This window comes from Pseudomonas sp. 09C 129 (genome assembly GCF_002843625.1).
In the GTDB taxonomy this organism is placed as follows: domain Bacteria; phylum Pseudomonadota; class Gammaproteobacteria; order Pseudomonadales; family Pseudomonadaceae; genus Aquipseudomonas; species Aquipseudomonas chlororaphis.
Genome location: NZ_CP025261.1, coordinates 379604 through 401618 on the forward strand (window position 1 = coordinate 379604; position 22015 = coordinate 401618).

Genomic DNA, 22015 nt, shown 5'->3' on the forward strand with positions numbered 1-22015 from the left:
CATGAACAGCGTGCTGATTCACAACGCCCGACTGGTCAATGAAGGACGCGAGTTCGACGCCGACCTGCTGGTGGACCATGGGCGCATCGTCAAGATCGCCAGCAGCATCGAAGGCGAGAATGCCCGCACCGAGATCGACGCCCAGGGCCAGTGGCTGCTGCCGGGCATGATCGACGACCAGGTGCATTTCCGCGATCCCGGCGCGCCGGAGAAAGGCAGCTTCCACAGCGAGTCGCGGGCGGCCGTGGCGGGTGGCATCACCAGTTTCATGGACATGCCCAACACCCAGCCCGCAACCCTGACCCTGGCCGCGCTGGAGGACAAGAAACGCCGGGCGGCGATCCACTCGGTGGCCAACTATGGCTTTCACTTCGGCGTCAGCCGCGACAACCTCGACACCGTCGCCGCCCTCGATCCGTGTCGGGTGGCCGGGGTCAAAGTGTTCATGGGCGCCTCCACCGGCAACATGCTGGTGGACGATCCGCAGGTCCTGGAGCGGTTGTTCGCCGAGGTGCCGACCATTCTCCTGGCGCACTGCGAACACACGCCCAGCATCCAGGCCAACGAGCGGCGCATGCAGGAGCGTTTCGGCGAAGCGATTCCCGCCGTGGCCCACCCGCTGATCCGCGATGCCGAAGCCTGCTATCGCTCCTCGTCGCTGGCCGTGGATCTGGCCAGGCGTCACGGCACTCGCCTGCATGTCTTGCACCTGACCACTGCCCGCGAACTGGAACTGTTCGAAGACCAGCCCCTGGCGCAAAAGCGCATCACCGCCGAAGTCTGCCTGCACCACCTGCTGTTCGACGACCGTGATTACGCGCGCCTCAGGCACCTGATCAAATGCAACCCGGCGATCAAGACCCGCGCCGACCGCGACGCCCTGCGCCAGGCCTTGCTCGGCAACCGCCTGGATGTGATCGGCAGCGATCACGCGCCGCACACCTGGGCACAGAAACAGCTGCCCTACCGCCAGGCGCCTTCCGGGCTGCCGCTGGTGCAACACGCCCTGCCCGCCCTGCTGGAACTGGTGGCCGATGGCGTGCTGCCCATCACCACCCTGGTGGAGAAAACCAGCCACCGGGTCGCCGACCTGTTCGCCATTCCCGATCGCGGCTACCTGCGCGAAGGCTACTGGGCCGACCTGGTGCTGATCAGGCCCGAGCCCGAGGGCCTCGCCGTGGCCCGGCAGCCGATCCTCGCCCAGTGCGGCTGGACGCCCTTCGCCGAACAGCGTTTCCGGCACAGCGTTGCTACCACCCTGGTATCGGGGCAGCTGGCCTGGCACGCCGGGCGCCTGTACGACAACTGCCAGGGTTTACCGCTGCGTTTTACCCGCTGATCCCTTCCCCTGAACCCTCCCCTGGAACACCAAGGAACACCCGATGATTCACATCACCCTGCCCGACGGCTCACAACGTGAGTACGACCAGCCGCTTTCCGTGTACGAGGTGGCCGCGAGCATCGGCCTCGGCCTGGCCAGGGCGGCGGTCGCCGGCCGGGTGAACGATCGACTGGTGGATTGCTCCTTTATGCTCGAGGGCGATGCCCGGGTCAGCATCGTCACCGCCCGCGAGCCCGAGGGCCTGGAGATCCTGCGCCACTCCTGCGCGCACCTTTTGGCCATGGCGGTGAAGGAGTTGTACCCCTCGGCCCAGGTCACCATCGGCCCGGTGATCGAGGACGGCTTCTTTTACGACTTCGCCTATGAACGGCCCTTTACCCCCGACGACCTGCAGCGCATCGAAGCGCGCATGACCCGCCTGGCCGCGACCAACCACGCGGTACGCCGGCGCGAGCTGAGCCGTGACGACGCCCAGGAATACTTCGCCAGCCTGGGCGAGTACTACAAGGCCGAGCTGATCCGCGACATCCCGCAGGACCAGGTGCTGTCGCTGTACCGCCAGGGCGATTTCGAAGACCTGTGCCGTGGCCCCCACGTGCCGTTCACCGGCATCCTCCAGGCGTTCAAGCTGACCAAGGTCGCTGGCGCCTACTGGCGCGGCGATGCCAGGAACGCCCCGCTGCAACGGATCTACGGCACCTGCTGGGCCACCCAGAAAGACCTCAAGGACTACCTGACCCGCCTGGAAGAAGCCGGCAAGCGCGACCACCGCAAGCTCGGACAGCAACTGGACCTGTTCCACTTCGACGACTGCGCGCCGGGCTCGGTGTTCTGGCACGCCAAGGGCTGGACCCTGTTCCAGCAACTGATCGGCTACATGCGCCGGCGCCAGGACCAGGCCGGCTATCAGGAAGTGAACACCCCGGACGTGATGGACCGCAGCCTCTGGGAAACCTCCGGGCACTGGCAGAACTACCGCGACCACATGTTCAGCACCACCACCGAAGACCAGCGGGTGTTCGCCCTCAAGCCGATGAACTGCCCCGGCGCGGTGTCGATCTTCAGTCGTGGCCTGAAAAGCTACCGCGACCTGCCGCTGCGCATCGCCGAGTTCGGCAAGGTGCATCGCTACGAGCCCTCCGGTGCGTTGCACGGGTTGCTGCGGGTGCGCCACTTCACCCAGGACGACGCGCACATCTTCTGCACCCCGGCGCAGATGCAGGCGGAATGCGCGAGCACCATCGCCCTGGTGTTCGACATCTATCGCGACTTCGGCTTCCACGACGTCGCGGTCAAGCTCTCCACCCGGCCGGCCCATCGCATCGGCAGCGACGCGCTGTGGGACCAGCTGGAAGGCGCCTTGTCCGGCGCCCTGGAAACGATGGCGATCGACTACCGGATCAACCCTGGCGAAGGCGCGTTCTACGGCCCGAAACTGGAGTTCGTGCTGCGCGACGCCATCGGCCGCGACTGGCAATGCGGCACCCTGCAGGTCGATCTCAACCTGCCGGAACGTTTCGATATCAGCTACATCGACGAGCACGGCGAACGCCAGCGCCCGGTGATGCTGCATCGCGCGCTGTTCGGTTCCCTGGAGCGTTTTATCGGCATCCTCATCGAGCATTACAGCGGCGCCCTGCCCTGCTGGCTGGCGCCGCGGCAGGCGGTGGTGATCAACATCAGCGAAGGTCAGGCGGACTATGCCCGGTCGGTGGCCGACAGCCTGTCACGCCAGGGCCTGCGAGCCAGCGCCGACCTGCGCAACGAGAAGATCAGCTACAAGATCCGCGAGCACAGCCTGCAAAAGGTGCCGTACCTGCTGGTGGTGGGCGACAAGGAAAAGGACGGGGGATTTGTCAGCTTGCGCAGCCGCCATGGCGAGGACCTGGGGCGGTGGGCGGTGAGCGAGGTGGTGGAGCGCTTGCGGATAGAGTTGTAGCGACAGACGCCATCGCGAGCAAGCTCGCTCCTACAGGTTTAATACGATCCCCTGTAGGAGCGAGCTTGCTCGCGATGCTCTTAGGCTCTTGGCTTGACCGTCCCGCAATCCTGCCCCAGCCACACCGCACGGGTGTCCATGCTGCCCTTCTGCTGGAAGCCGGTGGCATTGAAGGTACCGATGACGTTGGTGGTGAACTCACGATCGCTGAGGAATTTCGCCACGCCCGAGCCCTGGGCTTTCGGGCAGCTGAAGCGGAACTTCCACTGGTTGGAGGTGCGGTCGGTGACCTCCTGGCGGCAACCCGATTGCGGGTCCTGCAGCGGGATGGTGTCGGACTTCACCTGCTCCGGCGTCAGGCACACGCGGATGCCCTTGCCGCCCATGGTCACGCCCTGCTTCTCCAACTGCGCCCGTTGCTCGGGCGTCAGCTGTTGTTGCAACTGACCGAGAATCAACGACAGGTCCGGCAGGCTCTGGTCATCGACTTTCATGTTGCTGGTGGTCAGTTCCCACAGGCCCGGTTGCAGCATCTGGGCCTGCGCGGCCAGCGGAAGCGAGACAACGGCGGCCATGGCCAAACCCAGTAGACGAAGCTTCATCGAATGACTCCTAGACAGTAGTGGCCGTTAGACGCCAAAAATGCAGCGGCGTTGCATGGCGAATTAATTAGCGACAATCATGCTCGAACATGGTCTGTTAGGGTCTGCAACGAAGAGTTGGCGAGCAAGGTCGCGCCTGTTTGCACGTAGCGCCGAAGGCGCCCGGCACGCCGCTTTTCATACGGACCCCAGCATTGAATCTTCAGGAGCAAGGCTGTCCCCATGGATTATTTTGGCCCACATATTTTTGGCTATCTGATTGCCACCCTGCACTTTCTCGGCCTGATCGCCGCCATCCACGCCGTGCTGACCGTCAGGACCGCCCAAGGCTCCATCGCCTGGGCCCTGTCGCTGTTGTTCATGCCGTACCTGACCCTTATCCCTTATCTGGTGTTCGGCCGCAGCACCTTCGATGCCTATATCAAGGCCCGGCGCCAGGCCAACCTGGAGATGCGCAAGGCGATCAACGAGCTGAACTGGCGCCCCTGGATCGAGGAGGCCCTGAGCGCCCGCGCCTCCGCCGCCTACACCTCGCTGCGGGCCATGCCCAAGCTGGGTCGCATGCCCTGCCTGGCCAGCAACCATGTACAACTGCTGGTCAACGGCGATGCCACCTTCGCCGCGATTTTCCAGGCCATCGAACGTGCCCGCACGGCGGTGCTGATCCAGTTCTTCATCATCCACGACGACGACCTTGGCCGACGCCTGCAAGCGCTGCTGCTGAAAAAGGCTGGCGAAGGCGTGGCGATCCACCTGCTCTACGACCGCATCGGCAGCCATTCCCTGCCCCACGCCTATGTGCAGTCACTGCGCGATGCCGGCATCCAGGTGCATGCCTTCGCCACCCGCAGCGGCTGGCTCAACCGCTTCCAGATCAACTTTCGCAATCACCGCAAGATAGTGGTGGTGGATGGCCTGCTGGGGTTTGTCGGCGGGCATAACGTGGGCGACGAATACCTGGGGAAAAAACCGCCGTTGGCGCCTTGGCGCGATACCCATGTTTCGGTCAGCGGTCCGGTGGTGGCCTGCCTGCAGGAATCCTTCGCCGAAGACTGGTTCTGGGCCTCGCGGCAATTGCCGCCGTTGATCCTGCCGGACACCTACCCCGATGACGGCGTGCTGTGCCAGGTGCTGGCCAGCGGCCCGGCGGACCCTTATGAAACCTGCTCGCTGTTCTTCGTCGAAGCCATCCACGCGGCGACCGAACGGGTGTGGATCACCAGCCCCTATTTCGTTCCCGACGAGGCCGTGTTCGCCGCCTTGCGCCTGGCTGCCCTGCGCGGGGTGGATGTGCGAATCCTCCTGCCGTCGCGCGCGGACCACCGGATCGTCTACGCGGCGTCCAGCCTGTACGCCTTCGAAGCCGTACGCGCCGGGGTGCGGGTGTTCCGTTATCAGCCGGGTTTCCTGCACCAGAAAGTGGTGCTGATCGACAGCGAAATCAGCGCGATCGGCAGCGCCAACCTGGACAACCGCTCGTTCCGCCTGAATTTCGAGGTGATGTTGCTGACCGTGGACGAAGCCTTCGCCAGGGAGGTGGAACATATGCTCAACCTCGACTTCGAGCGTTCCCGCGAAATCGCCAAAGAAGAAAGCCGGGAAACCCACCGCCTGCAACAGCTTGGTATGCGGGTCGCCCGGCTTATTTCACCGATTCTCTAGCGTCGGCGCTTCACGAGTAATACAGGTCGTCGCGGGTCCAGGGCAGCTCATGACTGCCATCGGCGTGAGCCTTGACCGCGAGAATCTGGTGCAGGTTGATCCAGCCGCGGGCGAAGGCGTAGGCACAGCCGGCCAGGTACAGGCGCCAGATGCGCAAGACCTGTTCCGGCACCAGCCGGGAGGCGGCTTCCAGGTTGTCTTCCAGACGCTCACTCCAGTGGTCCAGGGTGCGGGCGTAATGCAGGCGCAGGCTTTCCACGTCGACGATCTCCAGCCCCGCTTCGCTGATCTCGGCCGAGATCATCGCCAGGTGCGGCAGCTCGCCATTGGGGAACACATACTTCTCGATAAAGTCGCCGGCTCCACGGCCCACGGGACGTCCATCGGTGTGCTTGGCGGTGATTCCGTGGTTCATCACCAGGCCGCCTTCGCGCACCGCGCCGAACAGTGTCTTGCAGTACTGCGCCAGGTTGGCGTGGCCCACGTGCTCGAACATGCCGACGCTCACCACCTTGTCGAAGCGGCCGTCCTGGGGCAGGTCGCGGTAGTCCAGCAATTGCAGTTCCACCAGGTCCTGCAAGCCTTCGGCGATCACCCGCTCCCTGGCCAGCGCCAGTTGTTCCTTGCTCAGGGTGATACCGAAGACCTTGGCCCCGAATTCTCGCGCCGCGTACCGCGCCAGCCCGCCCCAGCCGCAACCGACATCCAGCAGATATTCACCAGGCTGCAAGCGCAGCTTGCGGCACAGGTGGCGAAATTTGGCCTGTTGGGCCTGTTCCAGGCTCTCACTGCCGGTCTCGAAATAGGCGCAGGAATAGGCCATGTCGCTGTCGAGCCACAGCTGGTAGAAGTCGTTGGAAAGGTCGTAGTGGTAGGAGATGGCGGCCGCATCGGTGGCCTTGTCGTGCAGGGAACGTACTGGCAGCACTTCTTCCTCGCCGTCCAGCAGCGCTTGGCTCAGCTCGTCGCAAACCCGGATGACTTCGCTGATAGAGCCTTCCAGCTCAAGTTTGCCCTCGACGAACGCCGCTCCCAGCGAGTTGAGAGTGGGATGGGCGAGCTGGGTGACCAGTTGCGGGTCCTTGACCACAATAGTGACGCTGGGCGCCGGCCCCAGGTTGAACTCATGGCCATCCCAGAGTCGCAGGCGTAGTGGTAGTTGCAGATTCTGTAAGGCCGGTGGAAGTTGCGCGAGCATGGATTATCCCCCTTGTTTCAGACGTCTGAGTGAGGTTAGACCATACTGAAAAATTAGCAGGCTATCGATCTGATAGCTGAAATTCATCAGTGCCGGCAGTGCAACAATCCCTGCTGAACAGCCAGCCGACCGTCCCGGAAGCTGGGCCCTCTTCACAGATGACCGCCAGACGGGCGCACAGTTCGACCTGGTTTAATTCTAGCTCCAGACGCTCAAACCCGCGCTTTTCCGCCCCGGCCCACGCCCCTACAACTTGAGCAATGGCTCCTGGAAACGCAGCAAGCGCCCGGCATTGCCCAGCACCAGCAAGGTGCTGAGGTTATGCAGTACCGCCGCGATCATCGCCCCCGCCGCGCCGAGCCAGCCGAACGCGGCAAAGGCGACGATGGCCAGGGTCCAGCCCAGGCCGATGATCACATTGACCTGCAGGGTCTGGCGGCACTGGCGACTCAGGCGCACACAGGTACCGAGACGCCGCAGGTCGCTGCCGATCAGCACGATATCGGCCGACGCCAGGGCAATGTCCGCCCCACCCGCGCCCATGGCCACACCGACCACGCCAGCCTTGAGCGCCAGGGAATCGTTGATCCCGTCGCCCACCACCATCGGCCGGAAACCGCTGTCGATTTCCCCCAGCACGCGCTTGAGCTTGTCTTCTGGTAGCGCCTGGGCTTCGACATCGCCGATGCCGACATCCCGCGCCAGGCTGTCGGCCACGCTCTGGCGGTCGCCGGTCAGCAACAACTGGCGGCCCAGCCCCAGTTCTCGCAGCTCGTCGAGGGCAAACCGCGCTTCCGGCTTGACGCTGTCGGCCAGCAACAGCCAGGCGAGAAATTCGCCGTTCAGCGCCAGCCCGGCAATCGGTCCGTCATGTTCGGGCACTGCCGTGGTGGCGATGCCGAGCTGGCCGAACAACTCGGGACGCCCCAGGGCGGCCTCGCCCTGTTCGGTCTGCGCCACCACTCCCAGCCCCTGGCGCTCGCGAATATCCGACAGCACCAGGAAATGCTCCTGGGCCACCAGGCCGGCCAGCGCGCGGCTGACCGGGTGGCTGCTGGCCGAACCGAGGCTGGCCGCCAGGTTCAGCAAGGCCTGGCGATCTTCCCGCGGGCTGTCGATCGATTGCAGGCGCAAGGTGCCGAAGGTCAGGGTGCCGGTCTTGTCCACCACCAGCGAGGTCAGGTCCGCGAGCTCCTCGAGGAACGCCGAACTGCGAATCAGGATGCCGTGCCGCGCCGCCACGGCGATCCCGGCAATCGCCGTGGCCGGCGCGGACAGCACCAGGGCACAGGGGCAGGCCGCCACCAGCACCGCGAGCATCGCCTGGGCATCGTGGGTGATGAACCAGGTCACCGCCGCCAGCAGCAATACCAGCACCATGTAACTGCCGGCGTAACGTTCGAGCAAACGGGTGATCGGCGGCTTGGAACGCTCGGCGCTTTGCATCAGCGCGATGACCTTGCCCAGGGTCGATTCGTGGCCGGTGCGGGTCACTTCCAGGCGCAACAGGCCGTCGAGGTTGATCGCCCCGCCGAACACCTGCATGCCGACATCGGCCTCCAGCGGCACCGACTCGCCAGTGATCGGTGCGGTGTCGAGGCTGGCCTGTCCGGAGAGCACCAAACCATCGGCGGGCACCCGATCGCCGGCGCGCACTTCGACGACATCGCCAGCCTTGAGCGTGGCGTTGTCCACTTCCAGAATGCTGCCGTCGGCCTGCACCCGTCGCGCATGGCTGCGGGTCAAGCGGCCCAGGGCATGAATGGCTTCCTGGGAGCCGATCACGCTGCGCTCTTCCAGCACGTGGCCGAAGATCATGATGATCGGCAACAGCGCCGCGGTCAGCAGGTCGCCGGTGGCCCAGGCGCCGAGCATGGCCAGGGCGATCAACTGGTCGGTGATGCCATGCAGGCTCGGGTAACGCAGGCTGTACCAGGCCGAACGCATCACCGGCAGCGCCACCAGCAACGAAGCGAACCCCAGCAGCAACTGGCTGACGCCGGTCTGCTCCGGGGCCAGCCAGCGCCAGACCAGGCCCAGGCCGAGCAGCCCCAACGCGAGCATGGCCAGGGTCAGCTGACGCGCGGCGCTACGTTGTTCGGCAGAGGTGAGCATGCTCGCCGGCGCGGCGGCATGGGTGTGAACAGTCATGGTTGGGCTCCCTGAATGATCAGGCGGGAATCGTCTTGGGGATTGATCGTGGTCACCGAGCCGGCCTGCCCAAGGATCTTCGGCAAGCGCTCACGGTAGATACGCAAGAGCATTTCCGGGTCGGTGCCGTTGCGTTGCGCCTGGGCCAGGCTCTGGATGGTCGCGGTATCGGCCTGGGCCTTGGCCAGGCGCTCACCGGCCTGGGCGTGCGCCACCTGCAAGGTGCGGTCGGCCTGTTCGTTGGCGGTTTGCGTGAGTTTTTCGGCTTCGGTGCGGGCGTTGGCCACCGCCTTGTCGGCTTGCTGGCTGGCGGTCAGCACCGCGTTGAAAGCGCTGACCGCGGGCCCCGGCAAACTGGACTGGACGTCGACCCGGGTCACTTCGATACCGATCCCCTGCCCGGTCGCCGCCAGATCCGCCAGCCGCTGGTTGATGCCTTGCACCAGATCACCACGCAGCCGTTCGCGACGCTCGGCGGCCTGGTTGTCGGCCCCGATCAGTTCCGGACGCGCCACCAGAATGGTGTCCAGATCGCGGGCGGCGGTCAGGGCCAGGGCACTGCGGGTCACCAGTCGATCCAGCGCCGGCAACACATGCTCATCCTGCAATACAAAGGCATAAGGCTCGGTGACCTTGTAGAACACCCGCACATCCAGCTGCACCACCCCGGCGTCGCCGGTCAGCAGATAACCGGAACCGGCCAGGGCATCGCTCAGGGGCACGGCGAAACTGGCCACCTTGTCACCCTTTAAGGCCGCATCGGAACGCAGCAGGCTTTCCACCCGGCGTTCGATCACCCGGTCTGCGGCGGGCAACAGCACCACCTGTTCGAACGGCTGCGGCCAGGCCAGTAACAAGCCGGCGTTCTGGATGCGATCCAGGGCGCCGAAATGCAGGACCACCGCGCGATTTTGCGGATCGATCTGCCGCACATTGGAAAACGCCCAGGCCAGGGCTGCCAGCACGGTCACCGCATACAGGGCGAGAAACGCCAGGCGACCGGCCTGAATCCATGGGCTGCCAAGTTCATGTGTTCCACGTGGAACCAAACTCATGGTTGCGACCCGGCGGCTTTATTGCCGAGTGTCGGCGGCCCGTCCACCAGCACCCGGAACGGCGCGGCATCGGTGCGCAGAATCAGCTTGGTGCCTGGGGTCACCACAGTGCCCAAGGTGTCTAGCGAACGCAGCAGGTTGTACAGCTGCGGCGAACCGGCGTAGGCGCGACCGTAAATCTCCGCCGCCTGCACCCGCGATTGCGCTTCGATGTCCGCGGCTTTCACCGTGGCATCGGCCTGAACGATGCGCGCATCGCGCTCGGCGGCGGAACGGATTTGCGCCGCTTCGCGCTTGCCGATGGCCGTGCGTTCGGTGGCGATGGTTTCACGCTCGGCGCGCATGCGGTCGACGGTGGCGGTCAGGGTCACCGAGGGTAGGGTCAGGCGCTCGACACCGACTTGCAGCACCCGCACGCCGTAAGTGCTCAGCAACTGTTGCTCGATCTGTTTACGCAACTGGGCTTCGAAGTCGGCGATGCGCACCTTGCTGGCATCGGTGTTCACCAGATTGGCCAGGTCAAAACTGCTGGCGGTGGTTTCCAGGGCCGAGCCGACAAAGGTGCGGATCTGCCGCGCCGCTTCATCCGGCTGGTTCTGCACCGCGCGCATAAAGCGTTTCACGTTGTCCGTATCGCCCTGCACCTGCCACGCCACATAGGCCTGGACGATGATGCGCAGACCGTCGCGGGTGCCGACATCCTGCAAACCGCTGGAGGTGGTGCGCAGGCGCAGGTCCACCGGGATCGCCGCCTCGAACGGTGCCGGCCAGCGCCAGCCGAGGCCCGGCTCCAGCAGCACCCGCGCCGGGTTGCCGAAACGGGTAATCACCGTGGCTTCGCCGGAGCGCACTTGCACCAGGCTTGCCGCGGCGACGGCGAACAACACCAGCAACAGCGCCCAGGCCATGCGCCGCCAGGGAAAGGGCCCCGCCTCTTCCGGCGCGCCGTGGTGGTGATGATGGTGTCCGTGATGGCCGCCGTGGCCGTGATCGTGGCCGGCGTGATCCTGATGATCGTGGGAATGGGACTGGCTCAATGGACGGCTCCTGGCTGAGCGGTGTTACCCGGTACCGAAGGCTCGGTCGGCAAAGTGAATGTACGCAGGTCGAGGGTCGGTGCGTTGGCGCCGCCCAGGCGATGATCGAGCACCAGCAACTTGGCGTTGCGCAGGCCCTGGCTCAGCTGGCTCAAATACTGCTCCAGCACGAATGCCTGGCCGGCGCTGGCATAGGCCTTTTGCTCGGCGCTGAACCGCAGGTCGGCCGCTTGCGCCGTGGCCTGCACTTCATGGGCCGTGGCCTGGGCCTGATCGCGGGCGATGCTGGCCTGCAACTGTGCCTGGTTGGTCTGCTCGCTGGCCGCGCCGCGCTCGCGGGAGATCAGCGCCTGGGCGCCGATCTGCGCAGCCTGGACGCCGTGATAGGCATTGGCGGCGCCGGCCGGCGGGTGAATGGCCTCGACCACGGTGGCGAGGATCTCCACCCCGCTGTCGAGTTTCTCCAGGTCGGCCTGCACCGCGCGGCCGATATCCTCGGCCAGGTTGGTACGGTCTTCGCCCAGCAGGCCGTCGAGGGTACGCGAGGCGAAGTCGTGGACCAGGATGCGGCTGGCGGTGCTGCGGATCAGCATCGGAATATCGGCGCTGTTGTAAGTCGCCGCCAGCGCCGCCTGATCGCTCAGGCCGATGCGATAGACGAAGCGCACGTCCATGTTGACGATCTGGAAGCTCTGCTTGTCGGCGGCGCCGCTGGCAATCACCTGGGACTTGTCGTTGACATGGCTGGCATCCCACAAGCGGTTGGCTACCAGTGGGGGCGGCCCTTCGGCGGAGGCCGGTTCGATCACGCCGGGCGCTTCGCCGACGCTGGTGGCCAGTTCGTGCACCACGCCGTTCTCGACACTCAGCACCCGGCCCAGCGGCCACGGCAGGCCCGCATGCAAACCCGGGCCAAAGACCGCCACCGGCTTGCCGAAACGCTCATAAATGCCCCGCCCCTGCAACGGCACTTCATGCAGGCCGGTGAGCAGCCAGCCCACCCCGAGCACCACCAGCAGCACCGGCAGGAACGCGCGGCGCATATAAGTGAAGGCCCAGATCTGCCGCAGGTCGATGCCGAAACGGTTGTGCAATTCGTGCTGCAAGGCCAGCAAGGGTTGCGGCGGCCAGCGCAGCAGATCGGCTACCACGCTGTGGGCCAGCATGCGCGGCTCCAGTTGCGCGCGACGCGGGCTGAATAACGACAAGACCGCGCGCAGCAGGAACTCCAGGGCCACCAGCGCCGGCAACACGCCGAGCAGCACGCCCAGGCGCACGGGCCAGAGCGCCGTGTCGCTGCTGAACAACAGGCACAGCGCCGCCAGCACCAGGCTGATGATCGCCACTCGCGCCAGCTGCGCCAGCGCCGCGGCTTCCGGCCATTCGCCGGGGTGTTCCTGGCTCAGCTGGCGCTCGAACACCAGCAAGCCGAAGGCCAGCAACAGCGCCAGCACCGCGCCGACATTGCCCGCCAGGCCCAGGGTCGCGGCGGGCAGGCCGAGGTTCCACGCCTGCTCGATCACCAACAGCACCAGCAAGGCCCAACCGCCCAGCCACAAGGTCGGCGCGCCGATCTGCGCCAACAAACTGGACCAACGCCGGCTGATGCCCTCCAGCAGCCGCTCGTACCAGCCGTCGTCGGGTAGCGGTTCATCCGCAACCGGCTCCGGGCTCGGCGCCACCTCCGGCGCCCGCAACGCACCCGCGCGCCAGGCACTGACCCAGCCCGCCGCCTGCAGGCCGCCGACCAGCACCAGCAAGGCCGCGGCCAGATTGACCAGCAACGCCGGCCATAAGGATTGCGGGGCAAACAGGCCGACGAAAAACGCCAACACCAGCCCCACCCCGGCCAGCCCCGCCAGCCCGATGCCCCAACGCTTCAGACGGCGTTCGTGAAAGGCCGCCCGCTGAAACCTCGGCAAGGCTTCGACCCCCGCCTCTTCAGTCTCAAGATCGACTTGCATAGCACCCCAACGCTGGTCGTTAACCCATTCCGGCCTGTGGATAACTCTCCGGCAGGCCGCTGTATTTGTCACAAATCGTTACGATATAACGATAGTAGTGAAATTTTCGTCCCTTACCTATGCCTTTATTTGCCGTGGGCGCGTCACAAACCCAGGGAAAACCGCTGCTGTGCTGATGCCAGCCCGCGAGATCTGTGGCCATAATCCGTGGCCCACTTTGTGACAAGGAAACGTCCAGCCATGCTCTCCATCTACCAGCTCAAACCGCGCTTCCAGAGCCTGTTGCGGCCATGGGTCCAGCGCCTGTACGAGAACGGCACCACGGCCAACCAGATCACCGTGCTGGCGGGAGTGATTTCGGTGCTGGTGGGCGCCCTGATCGCCAGCTTCGCCAGCCACCTCTGGCTGTTCATCCTGATCCCGCTGTGGATGATCCTGCGCATGGCGCTGAACGCCATCGACGGCATGCTGGCCCGGGAATTCGGCCAGCAATCGCGCCTGGGCGCCTACCTCAACGAATTGTGCGACGTGATTGCCGACAGCGCGCTGATCCTGCCTTTCGCGCTGATTGCCGGCGTCAGCCTGCCGCTGGTCCTGCTGGTCACGCTGCTGGCGCTGTTCAGCGAATACGCCGGCGTGCTGGGGCCGATGATCGGCGCCTCGCGCCGCTACGACGGGCCCATGGGCAAGAGCGACCGGGCGTTCGTGCTCGGCGTGCTGGCCACCGGCATCGCCCTGGGCTGGCTGAGCGCCGCCTGGATCAACGGCGTGCTGGCGCTGGTCGCCGCACTGTTGGTCTACACCTTGATCAACCGGGTTCGCCAAGGCCTGCTCGACGTACAACTGCAAGACACCCAACGACAAGAAGTGCAGCAAAACGCCCCCTCGGAATAAGGAAGTTGCCATGCGCGAAGCTCTCCACCAGACCTTCACCACCCACGACGGCGTCGAGCTGTTCTACCGCCACTGGCCGGCCACCGCCGCCCCCTCGGACGCCCCGCGCCAGGCGGTGCTGTTGTTCCACCGCGGCCATGAACACTCCGCGCGCATCGCCCACCTGGTGGACGAACTGGACCTGCCAGCCTTCGATTTCTTCGCCTGGGATGCCCGCGGCCATGGTCAGTCGCCCGGCGCCCGTGGCGACAGCCCGAGCTTCGCCACCAGCGTGCGCGACGTGCAGACCTTCTGCGATCACCTGCGGGCCAGCCACGGCATCGACGAAGAACACATGGCCGTGGTGGCCCAAAGCGTCGGCGCGGTGATTGCCACCACCTGGGTCCACGATTACGCGCCGCGCATCCGCGCCCTGGTGCTGGCGTCGCCGGCGTTCAAGGTCAAGCTCTACGTGCCTTTCGCCCGTCCGGGCCTGGCGCTGATGCGGCGTTTTCGCGGCAACTTTTTCGTCAACAGCTACGTCAAGGCGCGCTTCCTCAGCCACGACCCGGCGCGCGTGGCCTCCTATGACAGCGACCCGCTGATCACCAAGGCGATCTCGGTGAACGTGCTGCTGGGCCTGTACGAAGCCGCCGAACGGGTGGTGGCCGATGCCCAGGCGATCCAGGTGCCGACCCAGCTGCTGATCTCCGGCGCCGACTTCGTTGTCCACCGCCGGCCCCAGGAACAGTTCTTCGAGCGCCTGGGCAGCCTGCACAAGGAAAAACACATCCTGCCGGGCTTCTTCCACGACACCCTCGGCGAGAAGGCCCGGGCCCCGGCCGTCGCCAGCGCCCGGCGCTTCATCCTGCAGAACTTCGCGCGACCGCTGAACCGCCCTGCCCTGCTCGACGCCGACCGCCTGGGCCTGACCTGCGCCGAGTCCGAGGCGCTGGCGGCGCCCCTGCCGCACAACTCCCTGCGTGACCTGTACTGGCGCATGACCCGCGCCAGCATGCGCCTGGGCAGCCAGCTCTCGGCCGGGGTCAAGCTGGGTTTCGACACCGGTTTCGACTCCGGCAGCACCCTGGACTACGTCTACCGCAACCAAGCCACCGGCACCTCGGCCCTGGGCCGGATGATCGACCGCAACTACCTGGACTCCATCGGCTGGCGCGGCATTCGCCAACGCAAGCTGCATGTGGAAGAACTGCTGCGCCTGGCCATGGAAAAACTGCGCGCCGAGCAGCGCGAAGTGCGCATCGTCGACATCGCCGCCGGCCACGGGCGCTACATTCTCGAAGCCTTGCAGGGGGTCAGCCCGCTGCCGGAGTCGATCCTGCTGCGCGACTACAGCGACATCAACGTGCGCGACGGCAACGCGCTGATCGCCGAGAAAGGCCTGGGCGAGATTGCCCGCTTCGTCAAAGCCGACGCCTTCGACCGCGACGACCTCGCGGCCCTGGCGCCCAAACCGACGCTGGCGGTGGTCTCCGGCCTGTACGAGCTGTTCGCCGACAACCCGATGGTCAGCGATTCCCTGGCGGGCCTGGCCGCCGCCGTGGAGCCTGGCGGTTACCTGGTCTACACCGGGCAACCGTGGCACCCGCAGCTGGAGCTGATCGCCCGCGCCCTGACCAGCCACCGCGCGGGCCAGGCCTGGGTCATGCGTCGCCGGACCCAGGCCGAGATGGACCAACTGGTGGAAGCCGCGGGGTTCCGCCGGATCACCCTGCGCGTCGATCAGTGGGGCATTTTCAGCGTGTCGCTGGCGCAGCGGGTGCAATGATGACGGTCGCCGCGACATACACCCGCGAGCCCGGCCTGCTGAAACCCGCGGTGCTCTGGCTGTTGCTGCTGGCGCCACTGTTTTTCGGCACCTACGGCTTCGCCACCTGGGTCACCGCGCAACGGGCCGAGGTCGGCAGCCTGGTGTTCGACTGGGAGCGGCAGATGCCGTTCTGGGCCTGGAGCATCGTGCCCTACTGGTCGATCGACCTGCTGTACGGTTTTTCCCTGCTGTTGCCCACCAGCCGCGAAGAGCTCAAGCGCCACGCCTTGCGCCTGCTGACCGCGCAAGTCATCGCCGTCAGTTGCTTCCTGCTCTGGCCGCTGCGTTTCACCTTCCAGCGCCCGGAACTGGATGGCCTGTTCGGCTGGCTGTTCGACGTGCTGGCCGGCTTCGACAAGCCATTCAATCAGGCGCCGTCGCTGCACATCGCGCTGCTGGTGGTGCTGTGGGTCTGCTACGCGCGGCATGTCCAGGGCGCCTGGCGCTGGCTGGTGCACGGCTGGTTCGCGCTGATCGGCGTGTCGGTGCTGACCACTTATCAACACCACTTTATCGACGTGCCCACAGGCGCCCTGGCCGGCTGGCTGTGCGTCTGGCTGTGGCCGCTGGACCGCCCAGGGATGCTGCACAACCTGCGCCTGGCCCGCGACCGCCAGCGCTGGCGCCTAGCGTCGTTCTATACCGTGGGCGCCGCGGTGCTTGCCATCCCGGCCTTGGCCTTTTCCGGTGCCTGGCTGTGGCTGTTGTGGCCGGCACTGGCCCTGCTGCTGGTGGCGCTGAACTATGGGCTGTTCGACGCCAAGGGTTTCCAGAAGGGCGCGGACGGCCGCCTGGGCAACGCCACGCGCTGGCTGCTGGCGCCTTATCTGGCGGCGGCCTGGATCAATTCCCGGCTATGGACACGCCAGCATCCACAGCCCGACGAGGTTGTGGATAACGTCTGGCTGGGGCGCATCCCGACCCCGGGCGAACTACAGGACAGCCCGTTCAGCGCGGTGCTCGACCTGTGTGCCGAACTGTCCGTGGACGGTCGCCACCTGGCCTATCGCTGCGTGCCGGTGCTCGACTTGACCGCCCCCACCACCGAGCAATGCCGCGAGGCCGCGCAAGCCATCGAAAGCCTGCGCGAGCACGCGCCGCTGCTGGTCTGCTGCGCCCTGGGTTATTCGCGCAGCGCCACCGCCGTGGCCGCCTGGCTGTTGTACACAGGCCGCGCCGCCAGCGTCGATGCGGCGATCGTGCAGATCCGCCGCGCGCGCCCGCAGATCGTCCTGCAACCCGCGCACCGCAAGGCCCTGGAGCCTTTATCCACAGCCCAGGGGAGCGCCCATGGCCACTGATATGGAACTGCATGCGGTGGCCAGCCTGTTGCGCCGCGGGCATTCGCTGGACCTGTTATCCACAGGCCTGAGCCTGCTCGGCGCCCTGCTCGGCCTCGGCCAGTGGCTGCTCGGCGTGTCCGCCCCCTGGGCCATCGTCCTGAGCGTCGCCCTGCTGGTGCTGGGCTTGCTGCAAAAGTACTGGGCGTTGCGGGTGGCCTTCGATGCCGAGCTGTTCCAGCGGGTGGTGGACAGCCCGCTGCCGCTGGCCGAACGCAGCGCTGCCCTGGACCAGGCGCTGAGCGCCCTCGGCCTGCAACCGGCGAATGCCGGCGGCCGCCCGTGGCAACAACGCAGCCACGGCGCCCTCAACCTGTTGCGTCGCCAGGCCTGGCTGCTGGCGGCGCAAGTACTGCTGACACTGGGCTTCATCCTGGCCAGCCCCTGGCTGGCCGTCGCCGGATAAGGAATTCTCATGCTCGAACCCCTGGTCGCCACCCTCATCACCTCCGCCGCCCGCACCATCACCGGGGCGCGCAGCCTGTGGCTCGGCTGCGGGCCGCAGGCGGTGCAACGCATCTATTTCGCCAACCACAGCAGCCACGGCGACTTCGTTCTGCTCTGGGCCTCGCTGCCGCCCGCGCTGCGCAAGGTGACGCGGCCAGTGGCCGGCGCCGATTACTGGCAGACCCGCCCGCTGCGCCGCTACCTCATCAACCGGGTGTTCAATGGCGTGCTGATCGACCGCGAGCGCAAGGAGCCTGTGGATAACCCCTTGCAGCCAATGCTCGATGCCCTGGCCAACGGCGATTCGCTGATCATCTTCCCCGAAGGCACGCGCAACCTGGAGGAGGAAGGCCTGCTGCCGTTCAAGAGCGGCCTCTACCATCTGGCGAAAAGTTACCCACAGGCCCAGGTGATTCCGGTGTGGATCGCCAACCTCAACCGCGTGATGCCCAAGGGCCGTTTCCTGCCCCTGCCGCTTCTATGCACCACCAGCTTCGGCGCGCCGCTGTCCCTCGAGGACGGCGAAAGCAAAGAACACTTCCTCGAACGCAGCCGCGCAGCGCTGCTGGCCATGGCCCCGGAGCATTCTTGAGATGGATAGGCAAACCCTGATGTTGTTCGGCGGGATCGGCGCGGTACTGGTGCTGGCCTCGCTGATCGGTTTTCTGCTCAAGCTGCGCAGTCGTGGCGCGCCGAGCTCGGTGATCGACAACCTCAATGCGCGCATCAACGCCTGGTGGGTGATGGTGCTGGTGATCGGTATCGCCTTCTGGCTCGGCACCAGCGCGGTGATCCTGCTGTTCTACGCGGTGTCCTTCTACGCCCTGCGCGAGTTCCTGACCCTGATGCCGACCCGGCGCAGCGACTACCCGGCGCTGGTGGCGGCGTTCTACCTGGCCCTGCCGGTGCAATACCTGCTGATCTACTTCGACTGGTACGGGCTGTTCTCGATCTTCATCCCGGTCTATGTGTTCCTGCTGCTGCCGATCCTCGCGTCCCTGGGCGGCGACAGCACGCACTTCCTGGAACGCGCCTCCAAGGTCCAGTGGGGGCTGATGATCGCGGTGTTCTGCGTGTCGTTCGTCCCGGCGCTGCTGACCCTGGACATCGCCGGCTACGAAGGGCGCAACCTGCTGCTGATCGCCTACCTGGTGATCGTGGTGCAGATGTCGGACGTGTTGCAGTACGTCTGTGGAAAGCTCTTCGGCAAACGCAAGATCGCCCCGCGGCTGTCGCCATCCAAGACCGTGGAAGGTTTTGTCGGCGGCATCCTCCTGGCCTCGCTGATCGGCGGCGCGCTGTGGTGGATTACCCCCTTCACCATTTGGCAGTCGTTCCTGATCGCCCTGCTGATCAACCTGCTGGGCTTCGCCGGCGGCATCGTCATGTCGGCGATCAAGCGCGACCGCGGGGTGAAGGACTGGGGTCACATGATCGAAGGCCACGGCGGCATGCTCGACCGCCTGGACTCGGTGTGTTTCGCCGCGCCGATCTTCTTCCATCTCGTGCGCTACTGGTGGACCTGAACACTCATCCCCTTCTTCTGTAGGAGCGAAGCTTGCTCGCGAAAAGATCGCCAACGATAACGCGTGCCGGTTGACGGCACGCCGCTTCGCGGCTTTCGCGAGCAAGCTTCGCTCCTACAAGGAAGACGCAATTGCGTGCTTGACCAGGGTTGCTTTGCGCGCTCATATTACGGTCATAATTTTTCGCTCGACTACCTTTGAAAGCCTTCTTTTCCGATTGCAGGAGAACAGCCATGAGCAGCTACGACGTCGTCATCCTCGGTGGGGGTCCCGGTGGCTACAACGCCGCCATTCGCGCCGGCCAGCTGGGCCTCAAGGCCGCCTGCGTCGAAGGTCGCGCCACCCTCGGCGGCACCTGCCTGAACGTCGGCTGCATGCCGTCCAAGGCCTTGCTGCACGCCTCGGAGCTGTATGACGCGGCCATGGGCAAGGAATTCGCCGAACTGGGCATCGAGGTCAAGCCCAGCCTCAACCTCGCCCAGATGATGAAGCAGAAGGACGACAGCGTGGCCGGCCTGACCAAGGGCATCGAGTTCCTGTTTCGCAAGAACAAAGTCGACTGGATCAAGGGCTGGGGCTATATCGACGGCCCGGGCCAGGTCACGGTGACCGACAGCGCCGGGGCCAAGACCCGGTTGCAGGCCAAGGACATCGTGATCGCCACCGGCTCCGAGCCGACGCCACTGCCCGGGGTGGAGATCGACAACCGGCGCATCCTCGACTCCACCGGCGCGCTGTCCCTCAGCGAGGTGCCCCGGCACCTGGTGGTGATCGGCGCCGGGGTGATCGGCCTGGAGCTGGGTTCGGTCTGGCGGCGCCTGGGGGCCCAGGTGACGGTGGTCGAGTACCTGGACCGCATCTGCCCCGGGGTCGATGGCGAAGCCGGCAAGACCCTGCAACGGGCCCTGGCCAAGCAGGGAATCGCCTTCAGGCTCGGCACCAAGGTCAGCAGCGCCAGCACCTCGGCCAATGGCGTGCAGTTGAGTATCGAACCCGCCGCGGGCGGCACGGCGGAGCTGCTGGAAGCCGACTATGTGCTGGTGGCCATCGGGCGCCGGCCTTATACCCAGGGCCTGGGCCTGGAGAACGTCGGCCTGGGCACCGACTCGCGCGGCATGCTCGCCAACCAGCGGCACCGCACCGAGGCTCCCGGCGTGTGGGTGATTGGCGACGTCACCTCAGGGCCGATGCTCGCCCACAAGGCCGAGGACGAGGCCATGGCCTGCATCGAGCAGATCGTCGGCAAGGCCGGCGAAGTGAATTACGACCTGATTCCCAGTGTGATCTACACCAAGCCGGAGCTGGCCAGCGTCGGCAAGACCGAAGAGCAGCTCAAGGCCGAGGGCCGGGCCTACAAGGTCGGCAAGTTCCCTTTCACGGCCAACAGCCGGGCCAAGATCAACCACGAGACCGAAGGTTTCGCCAAGGTCCTGGCGGACGCGCAGACCGATGAAATCCTCGGCGTGCATCTGGTAGGACCGAGCGTCAGCGAAATGATCGGCGAATACTGCGTGGCCATGGAGTTTTCCGCCTCGGCCGAAGACATTGCCCTGACCTGCCACCCGCACCCGACCCGCTCCGAGGCGTTGCGCCAGGCAGCGATGGATGTGGAAGGGATGGCGACGCAGATGTAGAACCTGTAGCCGCTGCCGCAGGCTGCGTAAGGCCCGAAGGGCCTCGGCGATCTTGAGACTTGCGCGCCCTTCGGTCGCGATCGCAGCCTTCGGCAGCGGCTACAGATGATCGCGTCAGGTCGGCAAATGCCCCAGCGGCAGCGCGCCTGGGGTTTTCACCGTGTGGATCGCGAAGTTGCTGCGGATATCGCTGACGCCCGGCAGTTTCAGCAGGCTGCCGGTAAGAAAACGGTCGTAGGCGCGCAGGTCCGGCACCACCACCTGCAGCAGGAAGTCCGACTCGCCGGACACCAGGAACGCCGAAAGCACCTCCGGCAGCGCCGTCACCGCCTTGTGGAAGGCTTCGGAATGCTCATCGGTGTGCCGCTCGACCTTGACCCCGACGAACACCGTCAGCCCCAGGCCCACTTCATCGCGATCGAGGTTGGCCTGGTAGCCGCGAATCACCCCGGCTTCTTCCAGCATCCGTACCCGACGCAGGCAGGGTGAAGGAGACAGGCCGATCTCCTCCGCCAGTTGCACGTTGCTCAGGCGGCCGTCGCGCTGCAGGGCGGCGAGAATCTTGCGGTCGTAGGCGTCCAGTTTCATTTTTGGCATTTTCCGATAGTCACTCCATGTCCAGGTGGAAGATTATGCCAATTTCCACCTCCTTGCTGGCTGACTACGCAAGCACCTGCCCTGCCCTTCGGCCCTAGACTCTACCTACCGAATCGACAACGAAAGGGGGTGGCAAGGTGGCGCAACTGTGGATGTTTTTCCTGGCATTGGCGGTGGTCTATCTGCTGCCCGGCCCCGACATGATCCTCCTGCTGCAAACCGGCGCCCGCCAAGGCAAGGGCCTGGCGCTGGCCACCGCGGTGGGCCTGGCGATTGCCCGGGGCTCTCATGTGGCACTGGCGGCACTGGGCCTGGCCGCCCTGTTCAAGGCCGCGCCCTGGACCTTCGAGGTGGTGCGCCTGGGCGGGGCCGCGTACCTGTTGTGGCTCGGCGTGCAATGCCTGCGGGCCAACCTGCTGCCCAGCCTGCGGGATGGCGAGGCCGCGAGCGCCCTGCGCTGGCGCGAAGCGATCCGCCGCGGCCTGCTGACCAACCTGCTCAACCCCAAGGCGCTGCTGTTCTGCTCGGTGCTGCTGCCACAGTTCATCGACCCGCAGGCCGGCCCCGTGGCCGCGCAGTTCGCCAGCCTCGGTCTGCTGCTGGTATTGGTGGGGTTGCTGTTCGACAGCGCCTACGCCCTGGCCGGCGCCTGGATCGGCCGCTGGCTGGCGCACAACCGCGCCGCCCAGCGGGTCCAGCAATGGCTGTTCGGCAGCCTGCTGATCGGTTTCGCCCTGCGCCTGACTTTCGTGCAACAGGCCTGAAGCTCTGTAGCCGCTGCCGCAGGCTCGGGCCGCGTTCGGACGATCGCGACCGA

General features: G+C 65.8%; 18 protein-coding genes. 11 read left to right on the forward strand and 7 right to left on the reverse strand.

All coding sequences use genetic code 11. The features are described from left to right. Position 1 precedes the first annotated feature (1 nt). Both CXQ81_RS01845 and thrS read left to right on the forward strand, forming a co-directional pair. Positions 2 to 1339 (forward strand): dihydroorotase, encoded by a 1338-nt coding sequence (locus CXQ81_RS01845; protein ID WP_101336332.1) that lies wholly within the window; start codon positions 2 to 4, stop codon positions 1337 to 1339. Positions 1340 to 1382: 43 nt separating this feature from the next. Further along, positions 1383 to 3281, forward strand: a complete 1899-nt coding sequence (gene thrS / locus CXQ81_RS01850; protein ID WP_101336333.1) for a threonine--tRNA ligase — start codon at positions 1383 to 1385, stop codon at positions 3279 to 3281. Between the two features lie 80 nt (positions 3282 to 3361). Here the strand turns inward: thrS and CXQ81_RS01855 are convergent, their stop codons facing one another. Further along, the gene (locus CXQ81_RS01855; protein WP_007927620.1) at positions 3362 to 3883 is read right to left on the reverse strand and encodes a DUF3617 domain-containing protein; all 522 of its coding nucleotides are present in this window, start codon (positions 3881 to 3883) and stop codon (positions 3362 to 3364) included. 222 nt (positions 3884 to 4105) lie between these two features. Here CXQ81_RS01855 and cls point away from each other — a divergent pair, with 222 nt between their 5' ends. After that, positions 4106 to 5545, forward strand: a complete 1440-nt coding sequence (cls, locus tag CXQ81_RS01860) for a cardiolipin synthase (RefSeq protein WP_101336334.1) — start codon at positions 4106 to 4108, stop codon at positions 5543 to 5545. Between the two features lie 10 nt (positions 5546 to 5555). Here cls and cfaB read toward each other — a convergent pair whose 3' ends face one another. The 5 genes from cfaB to hflK (CXQ81_RS01885) form a co-directional block, all read right to left on the reverse strand. After that, on the reverse strand, positions 5556 to 6743 hold the full coding sequence (cfaB, locus tag CXQ81_RS01865; protein ID WP_101336335.1) for a C17 cyclopropane fatty acid synthase CfaB: 1188 nt from the start codon (positions 6741 to 6743) through the stop codon (positions 5556 to 5558). Between the two features lie 246 nt (positions 6744 to 6989). Beyond that, positions 6990 to 8894, reverse strand: a complete 1905-nt coding sequence (locus tag CXQ81_RS01870) for a cation-translocating P-type ATPase (protein WP_037035049.1) — start codon at positions 8892 to 8894, stop codon at positions 6990 to 6992. Then, positions 8891 to 9949 carry a protease modulator HflK gene (hflK, locus tag CXQ81_RS01875; protein WP_101336336.1) on the reverse strand — a complete coding sequence of 353 codons (1059 nt, stop codon included), beginning with the start codon at positions 9947 to 9949 and terminating at the stop codon, positions 8891 to 8893. Before hflK (CXQ81_RS01875) ends, CXQ81_RS01870 begins: the two co-directional genes overlap by 4 nt. Further along, on the reverse strand, positions 9946 to 10986 hold the full coding sequence (hflC, locus tag CXQ81_RS01880; RefSeq protein WP_101336337.1) for a protease modulator HflC: 1041 nt from the start codon (positions 10984 to 10986) through the stop codon (positions 9946 to 9948). Before hflC ends, hflK (CXQ81_RS01875) begins: the two co-directional genes overlap by 4 nt. Then, entirely contained in the window at positions 10983 to 12950 is a 1968-nt protein-coding gene (hflK, locus tag CXQ81_RS01885) for a protease modulator HflK (protein WP_101336338.1), read from the reverse strand. Before hflK (CXQ81_RS01885) ends, hflC begins: the two co-directional genes overlap by 4 nt. 240 nt (positions 12951 to 13190) lie before the next feature. On the opposite strand from hflK (CXQ81_RS01885), the gene CXQ81_RS01890 reads away from it, so the two are divergent. The 7 genes from CXQ81_RS01890 to lpdA all read left to right on the forward strand — a co-directional run bounded on the left by CXQ81_RS01890 (position 13191) and on the right by lpdA (position 20601). Beyond that, on the forward strand, positions 13191 to 13844 hold the full coding sequence (locus CXQ81_RS01890) for a CDP-alcohol phosphatidyltransferase family protein (RefSeq protein WP_101336339.1): 654 nt from the start codon (positions 13191 to 13193) through the stop codon (positions 13842 to 13844). 10 nt (positions 13845 to 13854) lie between these two features. Continuing rightward, positions 13855 to 15612 carry a bifunctional alpha/beta hydrolase/class I SAM-dependent methyltransferase gene (locus CXQ81_RS01895; RefSeq protein WP_101336340.1) on the forward strand — a complete coding sequence of 586 codons (1758 nt, stop codon included), beginning with the start codon at positions 13855 to 13857 and terminating at the stop codon, positions 15610 to 15612. After that, on the forward strand, positions 15612 to 16955 hold the full coding sequence (locus tag CXQ81_RS01900) for a phosphatase PAP2/dual specificity phosphatase family protein (protein WP_101339365.1): 1344 nt from the start codon (positions 15612 to 15614) through the stop codon (positions 16953 to 16955). The genes CXQ81_RS01895 and CXQ81_RS01900 overlap by 1 nt, the downstream gene beginning before the upstream one ends. Beyond that, a complete protein-coding gene (locus tag CXQ81_RS01905; RefSeq protein WP_101336341.1) occupies positions 16945 to 17400 on the forward strand; it encodes a hypothetical protein in 456 nt (151 codons plus the stop codon). The genes CXQ81_RS01900 and CXQ81_RS01905 overlap by 11 nt, the downstream gene beginning before the upstream one ends. Positions 17401 to 17409: 9 nt before the next feature. Continuing rightward, entirely contained in the window at positions 17410 to 18033 is a 624-nt protein-coding gene (locus CXQ81_RS01910) for a 1-acyl-sn-glycerol-3-phosphate acyltransferase (protein ID WP_087087392.1), read from the forward strand. A 1-nt stretch (position 18034) separates the two neighbouring features. Further along, positions 18035 to 18967 carry a phosphatidate cytidylyltransferase gene (locus tag CXQ81_RS01915; protein ID WP_007927638.1) on the forward strand — a complete coding sequence of 311 codons (933 nt, stop codon included), beginning with the start codon at positions 18035 to 18037 and terminating at the stop codon, positions 18965 to 18967. Positions 18968 to 19200: 233 nt separating this feature from the next. Next, positions 19201 to 20601, forward strand: coding sequence for a dihydrolipoyl dehydrogenase (gene lpdA / locus CXQ81_RS01920; RefSeq protein ID WP_101336342.1), 1401 nt, complete (start codon positions 19201 to 19203; stop codon positions 20599 to 20601). Positions 20602 to 20715: 114 nt separating this feature from the next. Here lpdA and CXQ81_RS01925 read toward each other — a convergent pair whose 3' ends face one another. Beyond that, positions 20716 to 21189, reverse strand: a complete 474-nt coding sequence (locus CXQ81_RS01925) for an Lrp/AsnC family transcriptional regulator (protein WP_007927641.1) — start codon at positions 21187 to 21189, stop codon at positions 20716 to 20718. A 146-nt stretch (positions 21190 to 21335) separates the two neighbouring features. On the opposite strand from CXQ81_RS01925, the gene CXQ81_RS01930 reads away from it, so the two are divergent. Continuing rightward, positions 21336 to 21962: a LysE family translocator gene (locus CXQ81_RS01930; protein ID WP_101336343.1), complete on the forward strand. Its 627-nt coding sequence runs from the start codon at positions 21336 to 21338 to the stop codon at positions 21960 to 21962. Positions 21963 to 22015 lie beyond the last annotated feature (53 nt).